At 40.6% G+C, this 21,918-nt stretch carries 24 protein-coding genes; all 24 read left to right on the top strand.

The features are described from left to right. The 24 genes from IQ282_RS06490 to hisIE all read left to right on the top strand — a co-directional run bounded on the left by IQ282_RS06490 (position 1) and on the right by hisIE (position 21,889). The gene (locus IQ282_RS06490; RefSeq protein WP_194851042.1) at positions 1 to 780 is read left to right on the top strand and encodes a zinc ribbon domain-containing protein; all 780 of its coding nucleotides are present in this window, start codon (positions 1 to 3) and stop codon (positions 778 to 780) included. Positions 781 to 904: 124 nt separating this feature from the next. Continuing rightward, positions 905 to 1,558, top strand: a complete 654-nt coding sequence (gene msrA, locus IQ282_RS06485) for a peptide-methionine (S)-S-oxide reductase MsrA (RefSeq protein WP_194851041.1) — start codon at positions 905 to 907, stop codon at positions 1,556 to 1,558. Between the two features lie 362 nt (positions 1,559 to 1,920). After that, entirely contained in the window at positions 1,921 to 3,582 is a 1,662-nt protein-coding gene (gene asnB / locus IQ282_RS06480) for an asparagine synthase B (protein WP_194851040.1), read from the top strand. A gap of 193 nt (positions 3,583 to 3,775) precedes the next feature. Then, positions 3,776 to 5,179 (top strand): anthranilate synthase component I family protein, encoded by a 1,404-nt coding sequence (locus IQ282_RS06475; protein WP_194851039.1) that lies wholly within the window; start codon positions 3,776 to 3,778, stop codon positions 5,177 to 5,179. After that, positions 5,172 to 5,663 (top strand): hypothetical protein, encoded by a 492-nt coding sequence (locus tag IQ282_RS06470; protein ID WP_194851038.1) that lies wholly within the window; start codon positions 5,172 to 5,174, stop codon positions 5,661 to 5,663. The genes IQ282_RS06475 and IQ282_RS06470 overlap by 8 nt, the downstream gene beginning before the upstream one ends. Beyond that, entirely contained in the window at positions 5,660 to 6,235 is a 576-nt protein-coding gene (locus IQ282_RS06465) for an anthranilate synthase component II (RefSeq protein ID WP_194851037.1), read from the top strand. Before IQ282_RS06470 ends, IQ282_RS06465 begins: the two co-directional genes overlap by 4 nt. A gap of 1 nt (position 6,236) precedes the next feature. Continuing rightward, entirely contained in the window at positions 6,237 to 7,229 is a 993-nt protein-coding gene (gene trpD, locus IQ282_RS06460) for an anthranilate phosphoribosyltransferase (protein WP_194851036.1), read from the top strand. Positions 7,230 to 7,316: 87 nt separating this feature from the next. Then, positions 7,317 to 8,120, top strand: a complete 804-nt coding sequence (gene trpC / locus IQ282_RS06455) for an indole-3-glycerol phosphate synthase TrpC (RefSeq protein ID WP_194851035.1) — start codon at positions 7,317 to 7,319, stop codon at positions 8,118 to 8,120. Then, positions 8,117 to 8,755, top strand: coding sequence for a phosphoribosylanthranilate isomerase (locus IQ282_RS06450; protein ID WP_194851034.1), 639 nt, complete (start codon positions 8,117 to 8,119; stop codon positions 8,753 to 8,755). Before trpC ends, IQ282_RS06450 begins: the two co-directional genes overlap by 4 nt. Beyond that, positions 8,752 to 9,927: a tryptophan synthase subunit beta gene (trpB, locus tag IQ282_RS06445; RefSeq protein WP_194851033.1), complete on the top strand. Its 1,176-nt coding sequence runs from the start codon at positions 8,752 to 8,754 to the stop codon at positions 9,925 to 9,927. The genes IQ282_RS06450 and trpB overlap by 4 nt, the downstream gene beginning before the upstream one ends. 3 nt (positions 9,928 to 9,930) lie before the next feature. Next, positions 9,931 to 10,713, top strand: coding sequence for a tryptophan synthase subunit alpha (trpA, locus tag IQ282_RS06440; RefSeq protein ID WP_194851032.1), 783 nt, complete (start codon positions 9,931 to 9,933; stop codon positions 10,711 to 10,713). Between the two features lie 74 nt (positions 10,714 to 10,787). Then, complete coding sequence (parS, locus tag IQ282_RS06435; RefSeq protein ID WP_194851031.1) at positions 10,788 to 11,240, top strand: type II RES/Xre toxin-antitoxin system antitoxin; 453 nt, start codon at positions 10,788 to 10,790, stop codon at positions 11,238 to 11,240. After that, complete coding sequence (locus IQ282_RS06430; RefSeq protein WP_194851030.1) at positions 11,237 to 11,689, top strand: RES family NAD+ phosphorylase; 453 nt, start codon at positions 11,237 to 11,239, stop codon at positions 11,687 to 11,689. Before parS ends, IQ282_RS06430 begins: the two co-directional genes overlap by 4 nt. Before the next feature lie 264 nt (positions 11,690 to 11,953). Then, positions 11,954 to 12,805 (top strand): ATP phosphoribosyltransferase, encoded by an 852-nt coding sequence (hisG, locus tag IQ282_RS06425; protein ID WP_228547253.1) that lies wholly within the window; start codon positions 11,954 to 11,956, stop codon positions 12,803 to 12,805. Then, the gene (gene hisD, locus IQ282_RS06420) at positions 12,805 to 14,496 is read left to right on the top strand and encodes a histidinol dehydrogenase (RefSeq protein WP_194851028.1); all 1,692 of its coding nucleotides are present in this window, start codon (positions 12,805 to 12,807) and stop codon (positions 14,494 to 14,496) included. Before hisG ends, hisD begins: the two co-directional genes overlap by 1 nt. An 85-nt stretch (positions 14,497 to 14,581) precedes the next feature. After that, positions 14,582 to 15,799, top strand: coding sequence for a pyridoxal phosphate-dependent aminotransferase (locus IQ282_RS06415; protein WP_194851027.1), 1,218 nt, complete (start codon positions 14,582 to 14,584; stop codon positions 15,797 to 15,799). A gap of 183 nt (positions 15,800 to 15,982) precedes the next feature. Beyond that, on the top strand, positions 15,983 to 17,092 hold the full coding sequence (gene hisB / locus IQ282_RS06410) for a bifunctional histidinol-phosphatase/imidazoleglycerol-phosphate dehydratase HisB (protein WP_194851026.1): 1,110 nt from the start codon (positions 15,983 to 15,985) through the stop codon (positions 17,090 to 17,092). Next, positions 17,089 to 17,685, top strand: a complete 597-nt coding sequence (gene hisH / locus IQ282_RS06405; protein ID WP_194851025.1) for an imidazole glycerol phosphate synthase subunit HisH — start codon at positions 17,089 to 17,091, stop codon at positions 17,683 to 17,685. The genes hisB and hisH overlap by 4 nt, the downstream gene beginning before the upstream one ends. A gap of 263 nt (positions 17,686 to 17,948) precedes the next feature. Beyond that, a complete protein-coding gene (locus IQ282_RS06400) occupies positions 17,949 to 18,719 on the top strand; it encodes a 1-(5-phosphoribosyl)-5-[(5-phosphoribosylamino)methylideneamino]imidazole-4-carboxamide isomerase (protein WP_194851024.1) in 771 nt (256 codons plus the stop codon). Beyond that, on the top strand, positions 18,712 to 19,242 hold the full coding sequence (locus IQ282_RS06395) for a GNAT family N-acetyltransferase (protein ID WP_194851023.1): 531 nt from the start codon (positions 18,712 to 18,714) through the stop codon (positions 19,240 to 19,242). Before IQ282_RS06400 ends, IQ282_RS06395 begins: the two co-directional genes overlap by 8 nt. 282 nt (positions 19,243 to 19,524) lie before the next feature. After that, positions 19,525 to 20,388 (top strand): imidazole glycerol phosphate synthase subunit HisF, encoded by an 864-nt coding sequence (hisF, locus tag IQ282_RS06390; RefSeq protein ID WP_194851022.1) that lies wholly within the window; start codon positions 19,525 to 19,527, stop codon positions 20,386 to 20,388. A 160-nt stretch (positions 20,389 to 20,548) separates the two neighbouring features. After that, positions 20,549 to 20,815 carry a DUF6364 family protein gene (locus IQ282_RS06385; RefSeq protein WP_194851021.1) on the top strand — a complete coding sequence of 89 codons (267 nt, stop codon included), beginning with the start codon at positions 20,549 to 20,551 and terminating at the stop codon, positions 20,813 to 20,815. After that, positions 20,812 to 21,231, top strand: coding sequence for a type II toxin-antitoxin system VapC family toxin (locus IQ282_RS06380; protein ID WP_194851020.1), 420 nt, complete (start codon positions 20,812 to 20,814; stop codon positions 21,229 to 21,231). Before IQ282_RS06385 ends, IQ282_RS06380 begins: the two co-directional genes overlap by 4 nt. After that, complete coding sequence (gene hisIE, locus IQ282_RS06375) at positions 21,221 to 21,889, top strand: bifunctional phosphoribosyl-AMP cyclohydrolase/phosphoribosyl-ATP diphosphatase HisIE (RefSeq protein WP_194851019.1); 669 nt, start codon at positions 21,221 to 21,223, stop codon at positions 21,887 to 21,889. Before IQ282_RS06380 ends, hisIE begins: the two co-directional genes overlap by 11 nt. Positions 21,890 to 21,918: the final 29 nt, after the last annotated feature.

Genomic DNA, 21,918 nt, shown 5'->3' with positions numbered 1-21,918 from the left:
ATGGCAAAAAAGACCGAGGCAACTGTAGAAGACAAGTTAAGAGAGCTTTACGACCTACAATTAATCGATTCTAGGATAGATGAGATCCGTAACGTACGTGGTGAATTGCCATTAGAAGTTCAGGATCTTGAAGATGAAGTAGAAGGATTGAATACACGCCTAACCAAACTTGATACGCATCTTGAGGATCTCAATGAGCAGATTAAGGGTAAGAAAAATTTGATAGAGGAAGCTAAAACCCTCATCAAGAAATATTCTGAGCAACAAAAGAACGTACGTAACAATCGTGAATTTAACTCCCTATCTAAGGAAGTTGAGTTTCAAGAGTTAGAAATCGAACTTGCAGAAAAGCACATACGTGAATTCAAAGCACAGATTGAGCAACAGAATGAGGTTATCACAGAAAGTAAAGCGCGCGTTGAAAAACGTAACGATCACTTGAAACATAAGCGTGATGAGCTAGCTGAAATCCTTAAGGAAACTGAGAAGGAAGAGCAAGCCTTGATGAAAATGTCTGGAGATCATGCAAATTCTATTGAGCCTAGATTGATTAAGGCATACAATAAGATTAGAAAGAGTGTGAAAAACGGACTTGCCGTTGTACCGATTGAAAGAGGTGCTTCAGGTGGTTCTTACTTTACCATTCCACCACAAGTTCAAGTAGAGATTGCAAGTCGCAAGAAAGTCATTACTGATGAACATTCAGGACGTATTCTTGTAGATGCAGCTCTCGCTCACGAACAAGCTGAAAAAATGAGTGCAACATTTGATAAAATGTAAATACGGTCATTCATTAAAATATTGAAACCCTTCTAGGCAAGTTAGTCTAGGAGGGTTTTTCTTTTAACTAGGTTTTAATAGAATGAGCGTCAGGCGCTTTTACATTTACAATAAATAAAACCCCATGAAAATTTTAAGCATTTTAATGGTTCTATTTATTGCCAATAGCTGCAATCAAGAGCCTAAAGAAAAAATGAGTCAAGATGAAACGGTTGTCATGAACGATCCAGTTCAAGTTCCCATGTCACCTGAAGGAACAGAAAAAGCATATTTTGCCAGCGGGTGTTTCTGGTGTGTAGAGGAGATTTTTGAAAGTGTTAATGGTGTGGAAGAAGCTATTTCAGGCTACAGCGGCGGTGAGTCTCAAAACCCGTCCTATCAGGACCATGGAGATAACGCAGAGGCTAATGAGATTATCTATGACCCAGAAGTGGTGTCTTTTAAAACATTAGTAGATGTTTATTTTGCTTCTCAAAATATTGAACAAGTGATGGGCCAGGGTCCAGATCGAGGTGAATCTTATAGAAGTATTATTTTTTATCAGAATGACACTCAAAAGAAAATAATTGATGATAAAATTGCATCACTAGAAGCTGAAGGTCTTACAGTAGCTGCGCAAGTACAACCTTTTTCAAAATTTTGGGTAGCAGAAGATTACCATCAAGATTATGCGGAGTTAAACCCCAGCAACGGCTACATTCAAAATGTTTCTATACCTAGATGGAGAAAATTTGCGGCAAAAATGCCTAATGTTATTAAAGAAGGTGTGAGTCACTAAAATTATAAAGCAAAATAAAAGCCTTTACAATGTGTAAAGGCTTTTATTGTGTTGCTAATAGATGGTTTATTTATGGTAGAATAACTAAAATTAAATGAACACAAAAACTGCTTTTGATAAAAGTCTATAGGTTCAATCATGACAAAATGAAACTTAATTTTTTGCAGAAGTAATTAAGCACAGTTTTTAAAATTTACAACTGCTTGTATTATAAATGTTTATTATCTACATTTACTTCATCATGACAAACAATAATAATATCGGGAACAATAATTCTTTACGTATGTAAGGTAGTCCTGGTATTTAAAACAAATCAAAAGGTCTACTTCACAGTAGACCTTTTTTCATTTAAAAATTTAATTATGTGCGGAATCGTAGGGGTATTCGAACTGAAAAAAGAAAGTGCTTTACAAAGAGAAGATGTACTTGAGCTTTCAAAAAAACTGAGACATAGAGGACCTGACTGGTCAGGGATCTATTGTGGCAAAAATGCTATTCTAGCTCACGAGCGTCTCACTATTGTTGATCCACAATCTGGTGGACAACCTTTATACAGCCCAGATGGTAAGGTTATACTTGCTGTCAACGGAGAAATCTACAACCACCAGGAAATCAGGGCAAAATATCCTGATTATAATTTCAAAACCAAATCTGATTGTGAGGTAATTCTTGCCCTGTATCAAGATAAGGGCGTAGACTTTATGGATGATTTACTAGGAATGTACGCCTTTGCGCTCTATGACTCTGAGAAGGATCTATTCTTGTGCGCGCGAGATCATCAAGGAATTATTCCACTGTATTATGGTAGAGATGAGATGGGTCAGTTTTATGTTGCCAGCGAACTAAAAGCTCTTGAAGGTACTTGTAATGAGATCGCTCCTTTCCCTCCTGGGAATTACTATTACAGTGAAGACAAGAGCTTCACAAAATGGTATGATCGCGAGTGGAAAGATTATGATGCGGTTAAAGATAACACCAGCTCTGTCTCAGAATTGCGCAAGGCCATGGAAGAGAGCGTCCACAGACACCTGATGAGCGATGTTCCATATGGTGTTCTTCTTTCTGGCGGGCTGGACAGTTCCATTGTAAGCGCCGTCGCAAAAAAATACGCAGCAAAACGAATTGAATCTGGCGATAATACAGACGCCTGGTGGCCACAACTGCACTCCTTTGCGATAGGCCTAGAGGGAAGTCCTGACCTTGCCGCCGCTCAGGTTGTTGCAGACCATATAGGCACCGTGCACCATAGTGTCAACTTCACCATTCAGGAAGGTCTCGATGCTATAAAAGATGTTGTATACTACCTAGAAACTTACGATGTGACCACTATACGCGCCTCCACGCCTATGTATTTACTCGCTCGAGTGATTAAATCCATGGGAATAAAGATGGTACTTTCTGGTGAGGGCAGTGATGAGATTTTCGGCGGGTATCTTTATTTTCATAAGGCACCATCTGCTGAGGAATTCCATAAGGAAACCGTTCGTAAACTAGACACGTTACACTTGTATGACAACCTAAGAGCTAATAAGTCGCTGGCGGCTTGGGGAATTGAGGGTCGCGTTCCATTTCTGGATAAAGAATTCATGGATGTTGCAATGCGATTGAACCCTAAAGACAAAATGTGTGGTAACGGTAAAATGGAAAAGCACATTTTGCGTGAAGCGTTTGAGGATTATCTGCCTAAGAGTGTAGCTTGGAGGCAAAAAGAACAATTTAGCGATGGCGTGGGCTACAACTGGATCGATACCTTAAAAGAAACGGTTGACGGTTTAATTACTGATGACATGATGGAATCGGCGGCTTATAAATACAAAATCAATCCACCACAGAGTAAGGAAGAATATTACTACCGTAGTATTTTCAACGATCACTTTCCCAGCGATGCTGCTGCAAGTTGCGTACCTTCCGTGAAATCTGTAGCATGTTCTACTCCTATTGCACTCGAGTGGGATGCGGCGTTTAAAAACATGAACGACCCTTCTGGCAGAGCGGTTGCGGGAGTACATGATGATGGATATTAAAATGGATGCTGTAAAGTTTGCGCTTTCGCGAAAGCGGAATTATCTTTGAACCTCAATGAAAGGAACAAATCATACATGGTGGTGGAATAACATAGCTCAACAGCCGTGAAGTCACCCGTATGTTTAACTATACAAGGTCTGCTTAACGGCAGACCTTTTTTGTTTTTAAGCTTTTATTATAACTTGAAATTACATGATTTATAAACCTGATACCTCTCTCACCACAATCCTTGCAGATACCATGACACCGGTGGGCATTTACATGAGGTTAAGAGACAAATATCCCGGAAGTATTCTACTGGAAAGCAATGAATACGGGCAGCGCAGCAATAGTTACTCGTTTATATGTTGCAATCCTGTGGCTACTTTTGAGATTGATTATTCTAGCATTACAATCACAGCACCAAATGGATCTGTGGAACAACAAGCGTTTTCTACCGATTATAACCTTGTCAAGGGGCTGGAAACTTTCAAGAACCGTTTTGATCCTGGAACCGCTGACTTTCCATTTCCTACAAATGGGTTATTCGGTTATTTAAGCTATGATGCCGTACAGCTTTTTGAAAATATTGAGTTTGATAGAACTAAAGTTATGGATGACGAATCCATTCCTTTAGTGCATTACCAGGTGTTTCAAAATGTATTAGTTTTTGATCATTATCACAATCAGCTTTATGTATTTGATCATGTTTATAGTGGTGGTTCTTCAAAAATGGAACCCGTTTTAAACAGTATCCAACACCGAGACATTGCCAAATATGATTTTTCTACAGATGGAGCTGAAGCATCAGAAATGACTGATAAGGATTTTAAAAAATTAGTAGAAAAAGGAAAAGAAAACTGCAAGCGCGGTGACGTTTTCCAAATGGTACTTTCCAGGAAATTCACACAGCAATACAAGGGTGATGATTTTAATGTGTACCGTCAATTGAGAGCCATTAACCCCAGTCCCTATCTCTTCTATTTTGATTATGGGAATTTTAGAATTTTCGGATCCTCTCCAGAAGCACAGTTATTAATTAAAAAGGATACCGCAAGCATTCAACCCATTGCGGGAACTTACAAAAGAACAGGTAATGATGCCGCAGATTTAGAAGCAGCTACCCTACTTAAAAAAGATCCCAAAGAAACCGCAGAACACGTGATGCTGGTCGACCTTGCCAGAAATGATTTGAGCCGTCACGCTCGCGAGGTTAGAGTTACTGACTATCAAAATATTCATTTTTATTCCCATGTCATCCACATGGTGAGTAAAGTGAGTGGAACCATTGAGGCTAAAAATAGAATACCCTTAATAGGCGATACTTTTCCTGCAGGAACTTTAAGCGGCGCGCCTAAATACCGCGCTATGCAATTAATTGATCAATATGAAAAATCTGCTCGTGAATTTTATGGTGGTGCAATAGGTTACCTAGGTTTTGATGGTAGTTTTAACCACGCCATTATTATTAGAACCATTCTTTCCAGAAATAACACTATACAATTTAGGGCAGGTGCGGGAGTAGTTGTAGAAAGCGATCCTGAAAGCGAAAATCAAGAAGTATTTAATAAAACTAATGCCCTTAGAAAGGCGATTCAACAAGCAAACCATGTGTAAAAATAAAATAGTGCTCTTTTTCTCCTTCTGTTTTATAATTATTGGAACAATTTCCTGTGCCGATAACGATCCATTATTTAAGGTAGATATCATTAAAAAAAATGAAGAAAAGGTAGTGCAATTCGTTCCTAACATGCCTTTTGAGATCATCCAGGATAGTGCTTATCAATATTTTACTAATGAAGATTATAAAAAAGTTCTAGTCGCTTCAATTTCTAAAGGCAAACAAATTTATAAGTCGGATAAATTTCAGATACGTGTAATTTTAAGAACATACTCAAACGCAGATGGGAAATCTTATGAATTTGTCCTGCGCTCATTTAGCAAAGATTTTAAAATTATAGATTCTTATATAATGGCAAGTAACACTAACGATATCGATTGTACCGGAATACTTAACGACGATCTAAGAATTGAAACAATCTGCGATGGAACAGTTGAAATCGCCTATGTCGATGAATATGGTAAATTCATAAAGGAATGAAAAAGTCTCCTAATATTTTAGTCATAGATAACTACGACTCCTTCACATACAATCTTGTACACTATCTGGAAGATCTGGATGCAATAGTTACCATTGTTAGAAATGATAAGATTGAACCGTCAGAATGTTTAAAGTACGACGCCATCGTACTTTCTCCTGGTCCTGGAATTCCTATTGAGGCTGGCAGATTGATGGAAATCATAGAAACCGTAAAAGCTCATGTTCCTATCCTTGGAATTTGTTTAGGCCATCAGGCGATTACAGAAGCTTTCGGTGGTACCATCGTGAATCTTGAAAAAGTATATCATGGTATCGCAACTACCATGCAACATGATAACAGTCCGTTTTTTACAGGAGTCGATGAGAAGTTTGAGGCGGGCCGCTACCATTCCTGGAATGCTCAGGAGTCAGACTTTCCTGCAGTATTGCAAATCACCGCCCGTGATGAAAACAAGCAGATTATGGCATTGAAACATAGAGAACTGCCTATTTACGGCGTTCAATTCCACCCAGAAAGTATCATGACGCCGCAGGGAAAATTGATGCTTAAGAACTTTTTAGCGACACTTTAGAATGAAGGAAATATTAAACGAATTATTTGAACATAAGACGCTTTCGCGAAAGCGAGCTCACGACATCCTTACTGCAATAACAGCAGGCGAGGTAAATGATTCACAGATCGCTGCCTTCCTTACCGTTTATGGAATGCGCAGTGTTACCGTGGATGAGCTGGCAGGTTTTAGAGATGCAATGCTGGAACAGGCGTTATTAATCGATCTGGATAAATACAATCCTATCGATTTGTGTGGTACCGGCGGTGATGGAAAAAATACGTTTAACATCAGTACGCTCGCAAGTTTTGTAACCGCTGGTGCAGGTGTCAAAGTAGCAAAACACGGTAATTATGGCGTGAGTTCTGTCAGCGGTTCCAGTAATGTTATGGAATCGATGGGATTTAAGTTTACGAATGATTTCGAAACCCTGGAAAAGCAGATTGATGAAGCCAACATCTGTTTCCTACACGCTCCCCTATTCCATCCAGCTATGAAAGCGGTAGCGCCCATTAGAAAGGCGCTGGGAATAAAAACCTTCTTCAATATGTTAGGGCCATTAGTAAATCCAGCCCGACCTAAATTGCAAAGCGTTGGTGTTTTCAATTTGCAACTAGCCCGCAACTATGAGTATCTTTTCCAAAATGAAGAAGGAAAACGTTACGCAATCCTCCATGCTCACGATGGCTATGACGAGGTCAGTTTAACGGGAAAAACCAGAATTGCAGGGAACAATGGAGTTGCAGACGTAAAACCAACTGATTTCAATTTACCAAAATTAACACTAGAACAAATATCTGGGGGTAATACTATTGAAGAAGCCGCTACTATTTTCAGAAACGTTTTGCATAACAAAGCGACTGAAGCACAAAAGTCGGTCGTTATTGCAAATGCCGCTACGGCGATATCAGTATCACAAGAAATTTCACTACTAGAAGCTGTAGGACAAGCAAAGGAATCGCTAGAATCTGGAAAGGCTCTGAAATGTTTTGAAAAACTACTGAGCATACAATAACAACACGTTCATTTTCCTAAGGGTGGACTTAAGTCCACCCTTAGGTAAGGAAGCCTTAATACCTTGTACTAAATACTTAATACTACCTTGGAAGACATACTAAAAAAAATAACCGACAGAACACGCGCCGATCTCAAGATCAGAAAAGAAATCAGAACTCTTTCTGACCTGCGAGCGATCCCTGGGTATGCACGCGAAACGATTTCGTTTCACGATGCCATCAAAAATGGTAGCGGCATCATTGCAGAGCATAAACGCCAGAGTCCCAGCAAAGGTTCTTTCAACTGTCCTGCAACTCTGGAACAGGTGGTCAAAGGTTACGAAAAAGCTGGCGCAAGCGCTATCAGTTGCTTGACGGACGAACCCTTTTTTGGCGGTACGCTTCAAGATCTTGAGGATGCAAGGAGTTTTGTTGAAATCCCAATATTAAGGAAAGATTTCATCGTAGATCTTTATCAGATCCACGAGGCACGAGCTTATGGCGCAGATGCCATCTTACTTATTGCCGCCTGCTTGAATGATGAAGAATTGACAACGCTTTCGATGGAAGCGCTCAACCTAGATCTGGACATATTATTTGAAGTTCATGATCTCGAAGAATTGAAACGCATCAAAAATATTTCAAAGGATTTCAAATCCAGTAGATATGTCATCGGTGTGAATAATCGGGACTTGAAAAAGTTCAAAACAGATATACAGATCAGTAAAGATTTATTGGAGCATTTTCCTAAAAAAGTTTTGGCGATAAGTGAAAGCGGCATTTCAAATCCAGAAGTTGTACGCGAATTACAAGACTTGGGTTATCGCGGTTTTTTAATCGGCGAGAACTTCATGAAAACTAACGATCCTGGTCGCAGCTGTACTAAATTTATCAAAGAGACCACACTATGATGATTAAGGTATGTGGAATGCGAGAATCGGACAACATCAACGCACTACAGGAGTTGGACATTGACTTTATGGGGATCATTAGGTACCCTAAAAGCAAACGGTTTGTGGACGATAAGCAAAAATTAGCGATTGAGCAACTGACCATGAATAAGGGAACCGTGGGCGTTTATGTCAATGCAACCTTTCAAGAAATCCTGCAGGATATCATTCCGTTGCAGTTAGATGTAGTGCAGTTGCATGGGGATGAGGAGCCCGCTTTCGCCAAAGCGATATTAGAATTAGACTTCAAAGTATTTAAGGTATTTCAAATCAAGGAAGACTTTGATTTTGACAGCTTAAAAGAATGGGAACAACTTGCCGAAAAGTTTCCAGGCAAGCTATTTTTCCTGTTTGATACGGCGACCAAAAACTACGGTGGCAGCGGCAAGAAATTTAACTGGCAATTGCTCGACTCCTATAAAGGACAGGTGCCATTTTTGCTAAGTGGCGGTATTTCCAGTGAAGATGCGGCGGCAATAAAAAGCATAAAACACGAACTATTTCTGGGTGTGGATCTCAATTCACAGTTTGAGGATACCCCAGGATTGAAGAATATTGAAATGATTAAAGGTTTCATAGAAAAATTGAGAAAATGAGCTATCAAGTAGATGAAAAAGGATTTTACGGCGAATTTGGAGGAGCATTCATTCCCGAACTGCTCTACCCTAACATTGAAGAGCTGCAGGAAAACTACCTCAAAATTGAAAAAAGCGAGGAGTTTCAAACCGAGTTTCACCAGCTTTTGAAAGATTATGTAGGGCGTCCTACGCCGTTATTTTTAGCTAAGCGATTGTCGGCAAAATACGGCGGCGAAATCTGGTTAAAGCGCGAGGACCTTTGCCATACCGGTGCTCATAAAATAAATAATACTGTAGGCCAGATCATTCTAGCACAGAAACTGGGCAAGAAACGTATCATTGCTGAAACCGGCGCAGGCCAGCACGGCGTTGCGACAGCAACAGTTTGTGCCTTGAAAGGATTGAAATGTATCGTCTATATGGGCGAAAAAGACATCGAACGTCAAGCACCCAACGTCGCCCGTATGAAGATGCTGGGTGCAGAAGTACGACCCGCCATGAGCGGTTCTAAAACCTTGAAAGACGCGACAAACGAAGCCATGCGCGACTGGATCAACAATCCAGAGGACACGCATTACATCATAGGATCTGTGGTGGGGCCACATCCCTATCCAGATATGGTAGCACGTTATCAAAGTATCATTTCCAAAGAGATCAAAGAACAGATGCAGGGCTTACCTGATTATGTCATTGCCTGTGTAGGCGGTGGTTCGAATGCTATGGGCGCTTTTTATCATTTCTTAGATGATCCATCGGTTAAATTGATAGGTGTTGAAGCGGCTGGTTTGGGAATTGATACGGATAAAACGGCAGCAACATTAACGTTGGGAACTCCAGGTGTTTTACACGCCAGCCGTTCTATCATGATGCAGGACAAGGATGGCCAGGTCATTGAGCCACACAGCATTAGTGCGGGACTGGATTATCCGGGAATAGGCCCAGCACACGCTTGGTTAAAAGTTTCTGATCGCGCCCAGTATATGGCGGTAACCGATGCAGATGCACTAAAAGCCGCCGTAGAATGCAGCCGATTAGAAGGCATTATCCCAGCGCTGGAAACCGCTCACGCCTTTTCTGTATTGAAAGATCTAGATTTGAAACCTACAGATCGTGTGGTTATTAACCTTTCTGGTCGTGGCGATAAGGATATGGATACGTATATGCGAGAACTCAAACTCAACGAACTTTAAGCCATGCAGAACAACCTAACCCAACTATTCAGCAGTAAGCCTAAAAACTTGCTCAATATATTTTTCACGGCTGGTTATCCTAAACTGGAAGACACCACTGTTATTCTGAAGGCTTTGGAAGAAGCTAAAGTCGATCTTGTTGAAATCGGGATTCCTTTTAGTGATCCTTTGGCAGATGGGCCTACCATTCAGGAAAGCAGCAAGATTGCGCTTGAAAACGGGATGTCGATTGAGAAATTATTCACTCAGCTCGAAAGCTACAGAGAAGAAAATCCTGAAGCAGATACTCCTATTTTATTAATGGGTTATCTGAATCCAGTAATGCAATTCGGCCTCGATAAATTTTGTGCGCGCTGTGCTTCGGTCGGTGTTGACGGGTTGATCGTACCCGACTTGCCCATGTTTATCTATGAACACGAATTCAAAGCAACCTTTGAAAAACATAATATTTCTAATGTGTTTCTAGTCACACCTCAAACCTCAGAAAAACGCATCCGCGAGATTGATGCCAACTCGACTGGTTTTATTTATGCTGTGAGCAGCGCAAGTACGACGGGCAGCAAGGCAGATTTCTCTGCTGCGGCAGACTATCTGGGCAAGTTGCGGGACATGGACTTGAAAACGCCCGTTCTGACGGGTTTCAATATAAAAAATAACCAAAACTTCAAGGATGCATGCTCATTCGTGGATGGAGCGATCATCGGCAGTGAGTTTATACGCCAGATTGCAGAAACGACTGATTTGAAACAGACCGTAGCCTCATTTGTAAAGGAAATTAAGAAATAGACACTTGTCTTAGTATTAAAGAAACTTGTCAGAATCAGAAATATGTCGTTAATTTGTAGAAATAATTCTAGATTATGAAAACCTACAAAATTAGTAACAATTCATCCATAGAATTACGCGAGCCAGCAATCAACTATTTGAACGGCAACCGGTCAATCATGGATAAGGTCAGGTTAATTCGTGACGGCATCCACTATGTTGTATTCAAGGAATTGCGTAAAACCGTTCCCTTTACTGACGAGGAATGGTCGGTATTGCTGGATATGTCATTAAAGTCCCTTCAACGATATGATAAAGAAGGCACGCATATTTTCAAATTGATTCATAGTGAGCGCATCCTTGAAATTGTTGAAGTGTGTGAGTTGGGTATTGAGACCTTCGGCGATCCAGATAAGTTTCACGATTGGTGTCTCGATGGCATGCCAGCCTTAAATAATATTCCACCTATCGATCTTATTAGGGATAGTTATGGAAAGGAGCTTGTAATAGGCGAGCTTCACGCGATCAATCACGGTGTTTTTGCATGATTGTTTATAGATTGGCCAGATTGCCATACGTACGGGACTTATCAGGCTATGGCGCATCCTTAAGTCCCGTGTCCAGATGGAACTCTATGGGTGTTCCTATGTTGTATACGGCTCAAAACCGCGCCCTTGCTTTTGCAGAGGTTTTTGTACACCTTAAACTTAGGGATCTGCCGCAGGATATGATGATGGTTACCTTACATATACCCAATAATCAAAGAGTTAATGAAGCTGTTCTGGATAAGGATATACGGGAGTATCATTTAAAAGCTACACAACGACTGGGCGATGAATTTGTGATGAATCCAATTCTCTTCGGCTTGCGTGTACCCAGTTACGTTGTTCCAGGCGAGCACAATATTTTGATTAATCCAAAACACAAAAATTTGGAAAAGATGCTGATCAAGGACGTTCAGCCATTTACTTTTGATCATCGCCTTAAAAGAAGCTAGCGTTAAATAAACGTGATTATTTAGAATTTCGCTTTCGCGAAAGCGAAACACCACTTACATTTGCATAATAATGAAAAACACAAATTTACATCACCATCATTCCAACACTTCCCGTCAGGCGAGCTAAGAATGTATTGATGTAACTCAACATATTTATAAACCCGTCTTTTTCAAGGCGGGTTTTTTGTTTTCTATTGATGCAAAAAACAGCTTTGACAGAGATCTAAAAAGTTCCTCATTAAGTGCGGAATGACAACAAAAATTATGATTAGAATAGCAGTACAGAAATCAGGAAGACTTAGTGATAAGTCTCTTCAATTATTAAAGGATTGCGGGATCAAATTTGACAACGGAACCCGGAAATTGAGCTCCAAAGCAAAGAATTTTCCCATCGAGATCTTATTTTTAAGAGATGACGATATCCCGCAATATGTTGCTCAGGGAGTTGCAGATCTTGGAATTCTCGGCCTTAATGAGGTTGAGGAAAAAGATCAAAAAGTAGATGTGATCAAACAATTGGGCTTTGCGGGCTGTAGGTTGAGCCTTGCCGTTTTAAAAGACGTTGATTATCCTGGACTTGAATGGTTTAACGGTAAGCGCGTTGCGAGCAGCTATACTAATATTGTCAAAAAATTCTTTGAAGCAAAAGGGATTAATGCCACTACAGAAGAAATAGGTGGAAGTGTTGAAATCGCCCCAGGAATAGGTCTTGCAGAGGGTATTTGTGATATTGTTTCTACCGGTTCTACCTTAATCATGAACGGTCTTAAAGAAGTTGAAACGGTAATGTATAGTGAGGCCGTTTTAATATCAAACCCCTCATTGAACGATGAAAAAAAAGAATTGCTGGACAAATTAATGTTCCGCATGGAGGCCGTCATGAACGCTGCTAAGAGTAAATATATATTGCTTAACGCACCTAACGATAAAATCGAGGAAATCACTGCGCTACTTCCCGGGATGAAAAGCCCAACGGTACTTCCACTCGCAGAAGAAGGCTGGAGCAGTTTACACAGTGTGATTGAGGAAAACGACTTTTGGAATGTCATTGACCAATTGAAAGAAGCTGGTGCGCAAGGAATATTAGTAAGTCCTATTGAAAAACTAATCGTCTGATGGAAATCATTCTCAACCCATCGCAATCTCACCAGTCTTCTTTGCTAGAGAGACCGCTTAAACAGCGATCAGAAGTCGATAGCGCTGTTAAGGATATCATCCAGCTCGTTGTAGAAAATGGTGATGATGCTCTAATCGCTTTTGCAGAACAGTTTGATAATGCCAAATTATCCAGCCTTAAAGTGACTACCGAAGAGATTCAAAAAGCATCTGAACAAGTAAATGCCGATTTGAAAGCAGCAATACAAGTTGCTTACAACAACATATTTAAATTTCACGCTGCCTGTTTCACTAAGGATTATCCCGTAGTTGAAACCACGCCTGGTATTACCTGCTGGAGAAAGTCGCTGCCTATTCAGAAAGTAGGATTATATATTCCTGGAGGCTCTGCTCCTCTTTTCTCTACGGTTTTAATGCTGGCGATCCCTGCTAAAATCGCTGGAAATGAACAAGTAGTCCTCTGCAGTCCTACCGATGCTGATGGGAACATTAATCCGGTAGTTCTCTACACGGCAAATCTATGTGGAGTTACTGAAATTTATAAGGTGGGCGGTGCTCAAGCCATCGCGGCGATGACTTATGGAACTGAAAGCGTTCCAGCTGTTCAAAAGATTTTCGGTCCTGGAAATGCATTTGTGACTCGGGCTAAAGAGTTAGCCCAGCAACAAGGTGTTGCTATCGATATGCCGGCTGGACCTTCTGAGGTTTTAATAATTGCAGATGGCGCTGCTAATCCTGCGTTTGTAGCTGCAGATCTGCTGGCGCAGGCAGAACACGGACACGATTCTCAGGTTATCTTATTGACAAATTCTCAGGAATTGGCTATCGAAGTGAATAAAGAGATTGAAGCACAAATCAAATCGCTTTCGCGAAAAGAGACGGCATTTGCAGCACTGGAAAATAGCAAAGTCATTGTATTGAGCAGTATCGCAGAATGTATTGATTGGTCTGACGTTTATGCACCAGAGCATTTGATTATCAATACACAGAATTCTGAAGAAATCGCAGATCAGATAAAGGTTGCGGGTTCCATATTTATAGGAGCTTACACTTGTGAAAGTTTGGGTGATTATGCCAGCGGCACTAACCACACGCTGCCTACCTACGGCTATGCGCGCAATTATAGCGGCGTTTCTGTTGATAGTTTTGTAAATAAAGTGACTTATCAAAAAGCTACAGCACAAGGTTTGCAAAATCTAGGGCCTGCGGTTGAAACCATGGCTGCAGCTGAGGGACTTGATGCTCATAAGAGTGCGGTAAGTGTTCGATTGAAACATCTGCAAGCCAACCCTAAATCCCTTCCAGCGGAAGGGACCTCTCTAGGTCGAGAAAAGTATTCTTATGAAACGGCTCGCAAAACTATTTATGGAACCTTGAAGGAACGAGCTTCCAGAATGCGTAAAAATCCAACCGAAACAGAAGATCTTATTTGGCAAGAATTACGAAATAAAAAATTGGGCGTCAAATTTAGAAGGCAACACATCATTGATAAATATATCGTTGACTTTGCCTGTATTGAAAAATCAATTATCGTAGAAATTGATGGAGGAATTCATCGTATTCAAATAGATGAGGATAAAGGAAGACAGGAATTTTTAGAATCTAAAGGTTTTGAATTTTTACGATTTACCGATATAGAAGTCTTAAAAGATAAAGAGGCTGTCATTGAATCTATTAAAAGTAAAATATAATGAATTCAAAAAAATATAACGAGCGCAGCGAGACAGAACTGTTTTCCCTTTGGGGAAATGTCCGCAGGACAATGGGGCTTAGCATATGAGTAAATTCAATCTAAAAAATATAGTACGCAAAAATATCTGGGAGCTAAAGCCCTACTCCAGCGCGCGAAGTGAATTCAAGCTTTATGGCGATGTGTCTACAGCAAGAAATTCTCCTTCGGGAAAAATGGGGCTCACATTATTAGATGCGAACGAAAACCCCAATGATCCGTCTATTCTGAATTCTGAACTCATAATTCCTAACTTAAATAGGTATCCCGACCCATTACAGAGCGAGATCAAGGAAATCTTGTGTGAGCAGAAAGGTGTGGATGCAGATCAGATTTTTGTGGGTAACGGTAGTGATGAGGCGATTGATTTGCTATATAGAATTTTCTGTGAGCCTGGAAATGATCAAGTTATTACATGTCCGCCAACTTATGGAATGTATGAAGTGAGCGCAGCGATTAATGATGTTGCGGTGGTAGAATTTCCCTTGACCAGCACATTTGACCTTGATGTCGACGGGATTTTGAAGAGTAACGCTTTTGCAAAGGCGAAACTCCTATGGATCTGCTCGCCCAACAACCCCACAGGAAACGTTCTCCTAAAAGCCGACTTAGAACACGACTGGCAGGCAGAGAATTATACCAAAGGCGGAATGATGGACATGCCCTATGCTCCAGAATTTGAGGAGGAATTGAAGGAAAATCAACGGTTGATGGATCAATTGATCGGTGGGTTCAATGGAATAGTTATCGTTGATGAGGCGTACCAAGACTTTACGGAAAACCAAAGTTTCATAAGCAGACTCGCCGATTACCAAAATCTGGTGGTTCTACAAACCATGTCCAAAGCGCACGGTCTTGCTGGTGCGCGAACTGGTTTTGCTTTTGCCTCCAAAGAAATTATTGCATTGTTCAATAAGACCAAGCCACCCTATAATGTCAATGAATTATCGCAAAAAGCCGTAGTTTCTGCTTTAAATAATATTGACAACACTAGATTGCAGGTAGAAGAAATCATCGACAACAGAGAAATCCTCATAGCCGATTTACAACAACTTGATTTCGTTAAACAAGTATTTCCTAGTGAGGCTAACTTTGTTTTGGCGGAGGTTCAGGATGCGACCAAAGTCTATAATTACCTCAAGGATAAATCCTTGATCATACGAAACCGCAGTAGTCAAATTCCAAATACTTTGAGATTTACGGTGGGGACTAAAGATGAGTGTGAGGCGTTGATGGAAGCGTTGAAAGAGTATAAAAGTATTTAGGTAGGTATGAAGCGAAGCCGTCCTGCGACGGCTTGACAATAAAGTAGCCGCTAGTTAACGGCATAAATTTAATGCAGGTGTAGAATTCACAGAGATTCCTGCCTTTTTAAGACCCAATGAAAATTAGGCATTTAATCAAATAAAGTCGTTTGCGGGATGAGTTTCCCGCCTTCGCGGGAATGCATGAAAAAAGTATTATTTATAGATCGGGACGGTACTATCGTCAAAGAGCCACCAACAGATTATCAACTGGATAGTTTTGAAAAATTGGAGTTCTTGCCGCAAGCTATCACGCAATTGCACCGCATTGCGAGAGAACTGGATTATGAGTTAGTCATGATAACTAATCAGGATGGACTGGGAACAGATAGTTTTCCAGAAAACACTTTCTGGCCAGTGCATAATTTAATGATGAATGTGCTCGAATCTGAAGGTGTGACTTTTAGCGAAGTTTTGATAGACAAATCTTTTCCCGAGCAAAATGCAACAACCCGCAAACCGCAAACGGGCCTATTGACTCATTATATTAAAGGCAACTATGATCTAGCCAACAGCTTTGTGATAGGCGATCGCAATAGCGATATGGAGCTTGCTAAAAACCTGGGTTGTAAGGGAATTCAATTGCCTTCTATTACCGACAGCTCGACTTTTGAGGATGAGTTGGTTGTTTTAAAAACAGACTCTTGGAAAGAAATTTTCAATTTTTTGAGAGGTCAGCCACGCTTAGTATCGGTTAGTCGGAAAACAAATGAAACCGATATTAAGATCATATTAAACCTTGATGGTTCTGGAAATGGAACGATTGATACCGGCTTGAAATTTTATGATCATATGCTCGAACAACTGCAGCGTCACGGCTCTTTGGATCTTAATATAAAAGTCAATGGCGATCTGGAAATCGATGAGCACCATACTATTGAGGATACCGCAATTGCGCTGGGAGATGCTTTCGCGAAAGCGTTATCCACCAAAAAAGGCATCAATAGATATGGTTTTCTGTTACCTATGGACGACTCGCTAGCACAAGTTGCGGTGGACTTTGGAGGAAGACCGTGGATCGTTTGGGAAGCAGAATTTAAGAGAGAATACGTGGGCGATATGCCTACGGAATTGTTCTTCCACTTCTTCAAATCCTTCAGTGATGCGGCAAAATGCAACCTGAATATGAAGGTGGAAGGCGATAATGAGCACCACATGATTGAATCGTTGTTCAAGGCATTTGCAAAAGCGATAAAAATGGCCGTCAAGCAAACCGGCGACGGCAAGTTGCCTAGCACCAAAGGAACGCTATGATTGCGATCGTAAAATATAATGCGGGAAATATAGGTAGTGTTACAAACGCGCTTAACCGTTTAGGAATCGAAAACAAAGTCACAGACGATCCTGCAGAATTGCAAGCTGCCGATAAAGTGATTTTTCCAGGTGTGGGCGAGGCTGGAACGGCAATGAGATATTTGCGCGAGCGAGAACTGGATCAAGTCTTGATCAGTTTAAAACAACCTTTTCTAGGCATTTGCTTGGGCATGCAATTGATGTGCAATCACAGTGAAGAAGGAGATACAAAATGTCTTGGTATTTTTGATACTCATGTAAAATTATTCAAATCACAAGAATTTAAGGTGCCTCATATGGGGTGGAACTCGCTTAATTCAGAATTTAGAATTCTCGATTCTGAATTATTAAAAGAATTACCGCAGGAAGCAGACGTTTACTATGTCCACTCCTATTATGCAGAGATTTGCGATGATACTGTAGCAACTTGTGGTTACATATTGCCATTTAGTAGCGTATTGCAGAAGAATAATTTTTATGCAACGCAATTCCACCCAGAGAAGAGCGCGGGAGTTGGGGAAAGGATTTTGAGGAATTTTGTAGACCTGCCCTAAATCCCTTCCAGCGGAAGGGATTTTAATTGGTTTTCAGATTTGCACTTTGAAGTAAACGACTTAGCGAAGCCGTCCTGCGACGGCTTGACACTAACAAAAATAATCAACTGAGGTTTTCCCCTTTGGGGAAATGTCCGCAGGACAATGGGGCTTGCGCCCTGTGAGTAAAACAAATAAATCAGTCGTAGGCGTTGGAATCGTAGAGATCTCCGCCTACGGCCTGCATCCGACGAATGAGCGGAGCGAAATGAGAGGAATGCACTATGAGAATAATACCAGCGATAGACATAATAGACGGGAAATGCGTGAGGCTTTCCCAGGGAGATTACCACCAAAAAACGGTTTACAACGAAGACCCATTAGAGGTGGCTAAAGAATTTGAGGCGAACGGAATCAAGCATTTACATCTAGTGGATCTGGATGGGGCTAAAAGTGCGCACGTGGTCAATTGGAAGGTATTGGAGCGTATTGCGGGTCAGACTGGTTTACAGGTAGATTTTGGCGGTGGAGTGAAAACGGATGCCGACATCAAAACAGTTTTTGAAAGCGGTGCCCAGCAAGTTTCTGGTGGAAGTATTGCGGTTAAGGATGCTGAAACATTTGATGGTTGGATTGAGAAGTATGGAAGCAACAAAATAATATTAGGCGCAGATGCTAAGGATGGAATGATCGCAACCCACGGTTGGCTAGAAAGTAGCGAGCTCGAAGTTATAGAATTCATTCACGAATGGAACAAGAAAGGAATTGAGTACGTCGTTTGTACCGACATAGCAAAAGACGGAATGCTTGCTGGACCCAGCTATCAGCTGTATAAAAGTATTTTAAACCTGAATAAAATTGATGTGGTTGAGACACCGATGTTTTCATTAGATAATATCAGTATTGAGCACCCCATCAAGCTCATTGCCTCTGGTGGCGTTGCGGTTGTGGAGGATTTACACCGTTTGAAAGAGATGGGTTGTGAGGGAACTATCGTGGGAAAAGCATTCTATGAAGGTCGAATAAGTTTTAAAGAATTGAGAGAATTTGTATAGTGAGCGATTAACATATCGATTGCTGGAAGCAAAGAATTTAGATTCAGTCCACAGATTGCATTCTATTCCAGAAGTCGATCAATTCAATGCGCTGGGAATACCTGAGGACGAAAAAGTAACCAAAGAGATTTTAAACAATTGGGTTACTGAAAATGATAAAGAAGAGAGAATAAGTAGAACCTATGCGATTAAATTAAAAACGGATGAATTCATAGGCATTTTCGGAATTAAATATTCCAATGCAAAATATCAAAAAGCAGAGGTTTGGTTCAAGTTTGATCCGCAATTTTGGAATAAAGGTTATGCAACAGAGGCGTTGAACTATTTTTTAAAACAATGCTTTACAAGAGATGAATTACATCGGGTTGAAGCTGGATGTGCCGTTGAAAATCATGGCTCAAAAAAAGTTCTAGAAAAATGCGGATTCGTTCAGGAAGGAATTCAACGACAGAACCTGCCATTAAAATCTGGATGGAGTGATAATTTTGAATTTGGATTGTTAAGGGAAGAGTGGGAAAAGTGATTATTGATCAGGGCAATAATTTAGCTGGTTGATTTTCTAATTTTGAGTATAACTATTAAGAGAATTTATAGAGACGACATAAGATTTGGCAGTGCTATGCATTGCCTGACATAAGACATAAGACTATTTTTTGTTTAGTCTTATGTCCTAGGTCAGAATTAGCAAAGCTAATTCCGATCTCAAGTCGCTCGCAAAAGGAGCATAATAGTTAAAGAGTGTGAGGCTGAAAACGAAATATTAATTAAAATTAGTTTCCCTTTTTGGGGAAATGTCCGCAGGACAATGGGGCTTAAAAAAAGAATAATACCATGCCTTGATATCAAGGATGGACGAACCGTAAAAGGAATCAACTTCGTTGGTTTGCGAGATGCTGGCGATCCAGTAGAACTTGCCAAACAATATGCAGCGCAGGGTGCTGACGAATTGTGTTTTCTCGATATCACAGCGACTGTTGAGAAGCGTGATACACTCGTTCCATTGGTAAGGGAAATTGCGGCAGTATTGAATATTCCGTTTACCGTTGGTGGCGGGATTAATGACGTGACGCTGGCTAAAGAAATTATTAAAGCCGGTGCTGACAAAGTAGCCATCAATAGCGCTGCGGTTAAACGACCAGAGCTAATAAGCGAACTGGCGGCAGAACTGGGAAGTCAATGTGTGGTGGTGGCAGTGGATACAAAGAGAGTTCAGAATGATTCTGATAATGGAAGAAATATAAACAAAATTGAGATAAACGACAAAGCGAAGCCGTCCTTACTTCGACTACGCTCAGCACAGGCCGACGGCTTGACGAATAAAGTATTTGTCGCAGGCGGCAGGATAGAAACTAACCTTGAAACCATCGCGTGGTGTGAAGAGTGCGAGCGTCGTGGCGCTGGCGAGATATTGTTGACCAGCATGGATCATGACGGTGTAAAAAACGGATTTGCCCTTGAGATTACAGACTTGATTTCGCGTAAGTTAAATATTCCAATCATCGCCTCTGGCGGTGGTGGAACAGCAGCGCATTTCGAAGAATTGTTTAAAGACACTCATGCGAGCGCTGGGCTTGCAGCGAGTATATTTCATTTTGGAGAATTGCCGGTTCCTGAGTTGAAAAGGCAATTGGTTGAGGCTGGAGTTGAAATTAGAATTCTTTCTACATAAAAATACGACTATTCAAGATGATTTAGATTTAAATGAGATAGGGAAGCAATTCTTGTTTTGACTATGCTCAGAACGAGTCGACGACTTAACAATATCAAACTGATATCCATACGTGCTAATTATATTTTTTATACGTACATTTGAATTAAATTGAGAAATCATGGATACTAAACTCACATTGAAGCTCGATAAGGAGATTATTGATTTGGCTAAGGAATATGTTAAAGAACAAGGTACTAGTTTGTCAAAATTTATTGAAGATTACCTTAGGCGACGGGTCCAACCTAAGTCCTATGACATCTATGAAGAATTATCGCCAGAAGTAAAGGAAATTGCGTTGAGTTTTAAAGGTGGTAAAAAAGCAGATGAGAACATTGATTATAAAAAATCCAAAGCCGAATATCTTTTGAAGAAATATGGTAAATGAGAATATTCTGGGATACTAATATACTTATCGACCTTTTAACTGATGCAAGATTCCACCATGCAACCACGCTCAAATTATTTGCCTACCATATAGAAAATAATGCGATCATTTATTTAACACCGCTATCAATGGCAAATGCAGATTACGTTCTAGCTGCTCATCACGATGTTTTTGATTTTACGAATCGGTTTAGAAATATGAGTTCTTTTACTGAAGTTTGCACGATGGATCAAGAGCAGGCAGAATTAGCTATTAATAGCGGATGGAAAGATTTTGAGGATTCATTGCAATACCAAAGCGCGTTAGATTATAAATGTGATTACATAATAACAAGAGATGAAAAGGGATTCAAAAAATCATTGATTCCCGTGCTTACTCCAGAACAATTTTTAGAAGAACAAAACGATGCAACCTGACTTTAATAAAAATACCGACGGCCTTTTACCCGTGATCGTTCAAGACAATACCAGCAAACAAGTTTTAATGCTGGGCTACATGAATGCCGCAGCTTTTGAAAAAACAAAAGTAGAAAAACGCGTGACTTTTTTCTCCCGCAGCAAGCAGCGCCTTTGGACTAAAGGAGAATCTTCAAATAATTATCTCGACGTGGTTGATATGAAAATCGATTGTGATCAAGACACTATTCTGGTTATGGCAAATGCCCACGGCCCAACCTGTCATACAGGTTCTGTTTCCTGTTTTGACACTTCGACTCCGCTCAGTGACCATGCCTCGGCTCCGCATAGTGCAGAAACTGGAGAAGAAGTTCGCTTTCGCAAAAGCGGAATAAACGAAAGTTTTACGATTGCCGATCTAGAAAAAACGATCCACCAGCGTATCGACGATAAAGCGGAGGGTTCCTACACCTATTCTCTGATCCAAAAAGGAATCAATAAAGTTGCTCAGAAAGTGGGCGAAGAAGCCGTAGAAACTGTAATCGACGCCATCAATGGAACCGAAGAAGACTTTATCTATGAGGCCGGCGATTTGATGTACCATTATCTTGTATTGCTTAAAGCTAAAGGATTTTCCTTAAAAGATATTGAAAAAGAACTCGCGAAAAGACACCAGTAATCGTCAACTAACGACTATTTGACGGGAGC

The organism is Nonlabens antarcticus (assembly GCF_015356755.1).
In the GTDB taxonomy this organism is placed as follows: Bacteria; Bacteroidota; Bacteroidia; order Flavobacteriales; family Flavobacteriaceae; genus Nonlabens; species Nonlabens antarcticus.
This window is presented reverse-complemented; position numbering and strand designations above follow the sequence as displayed.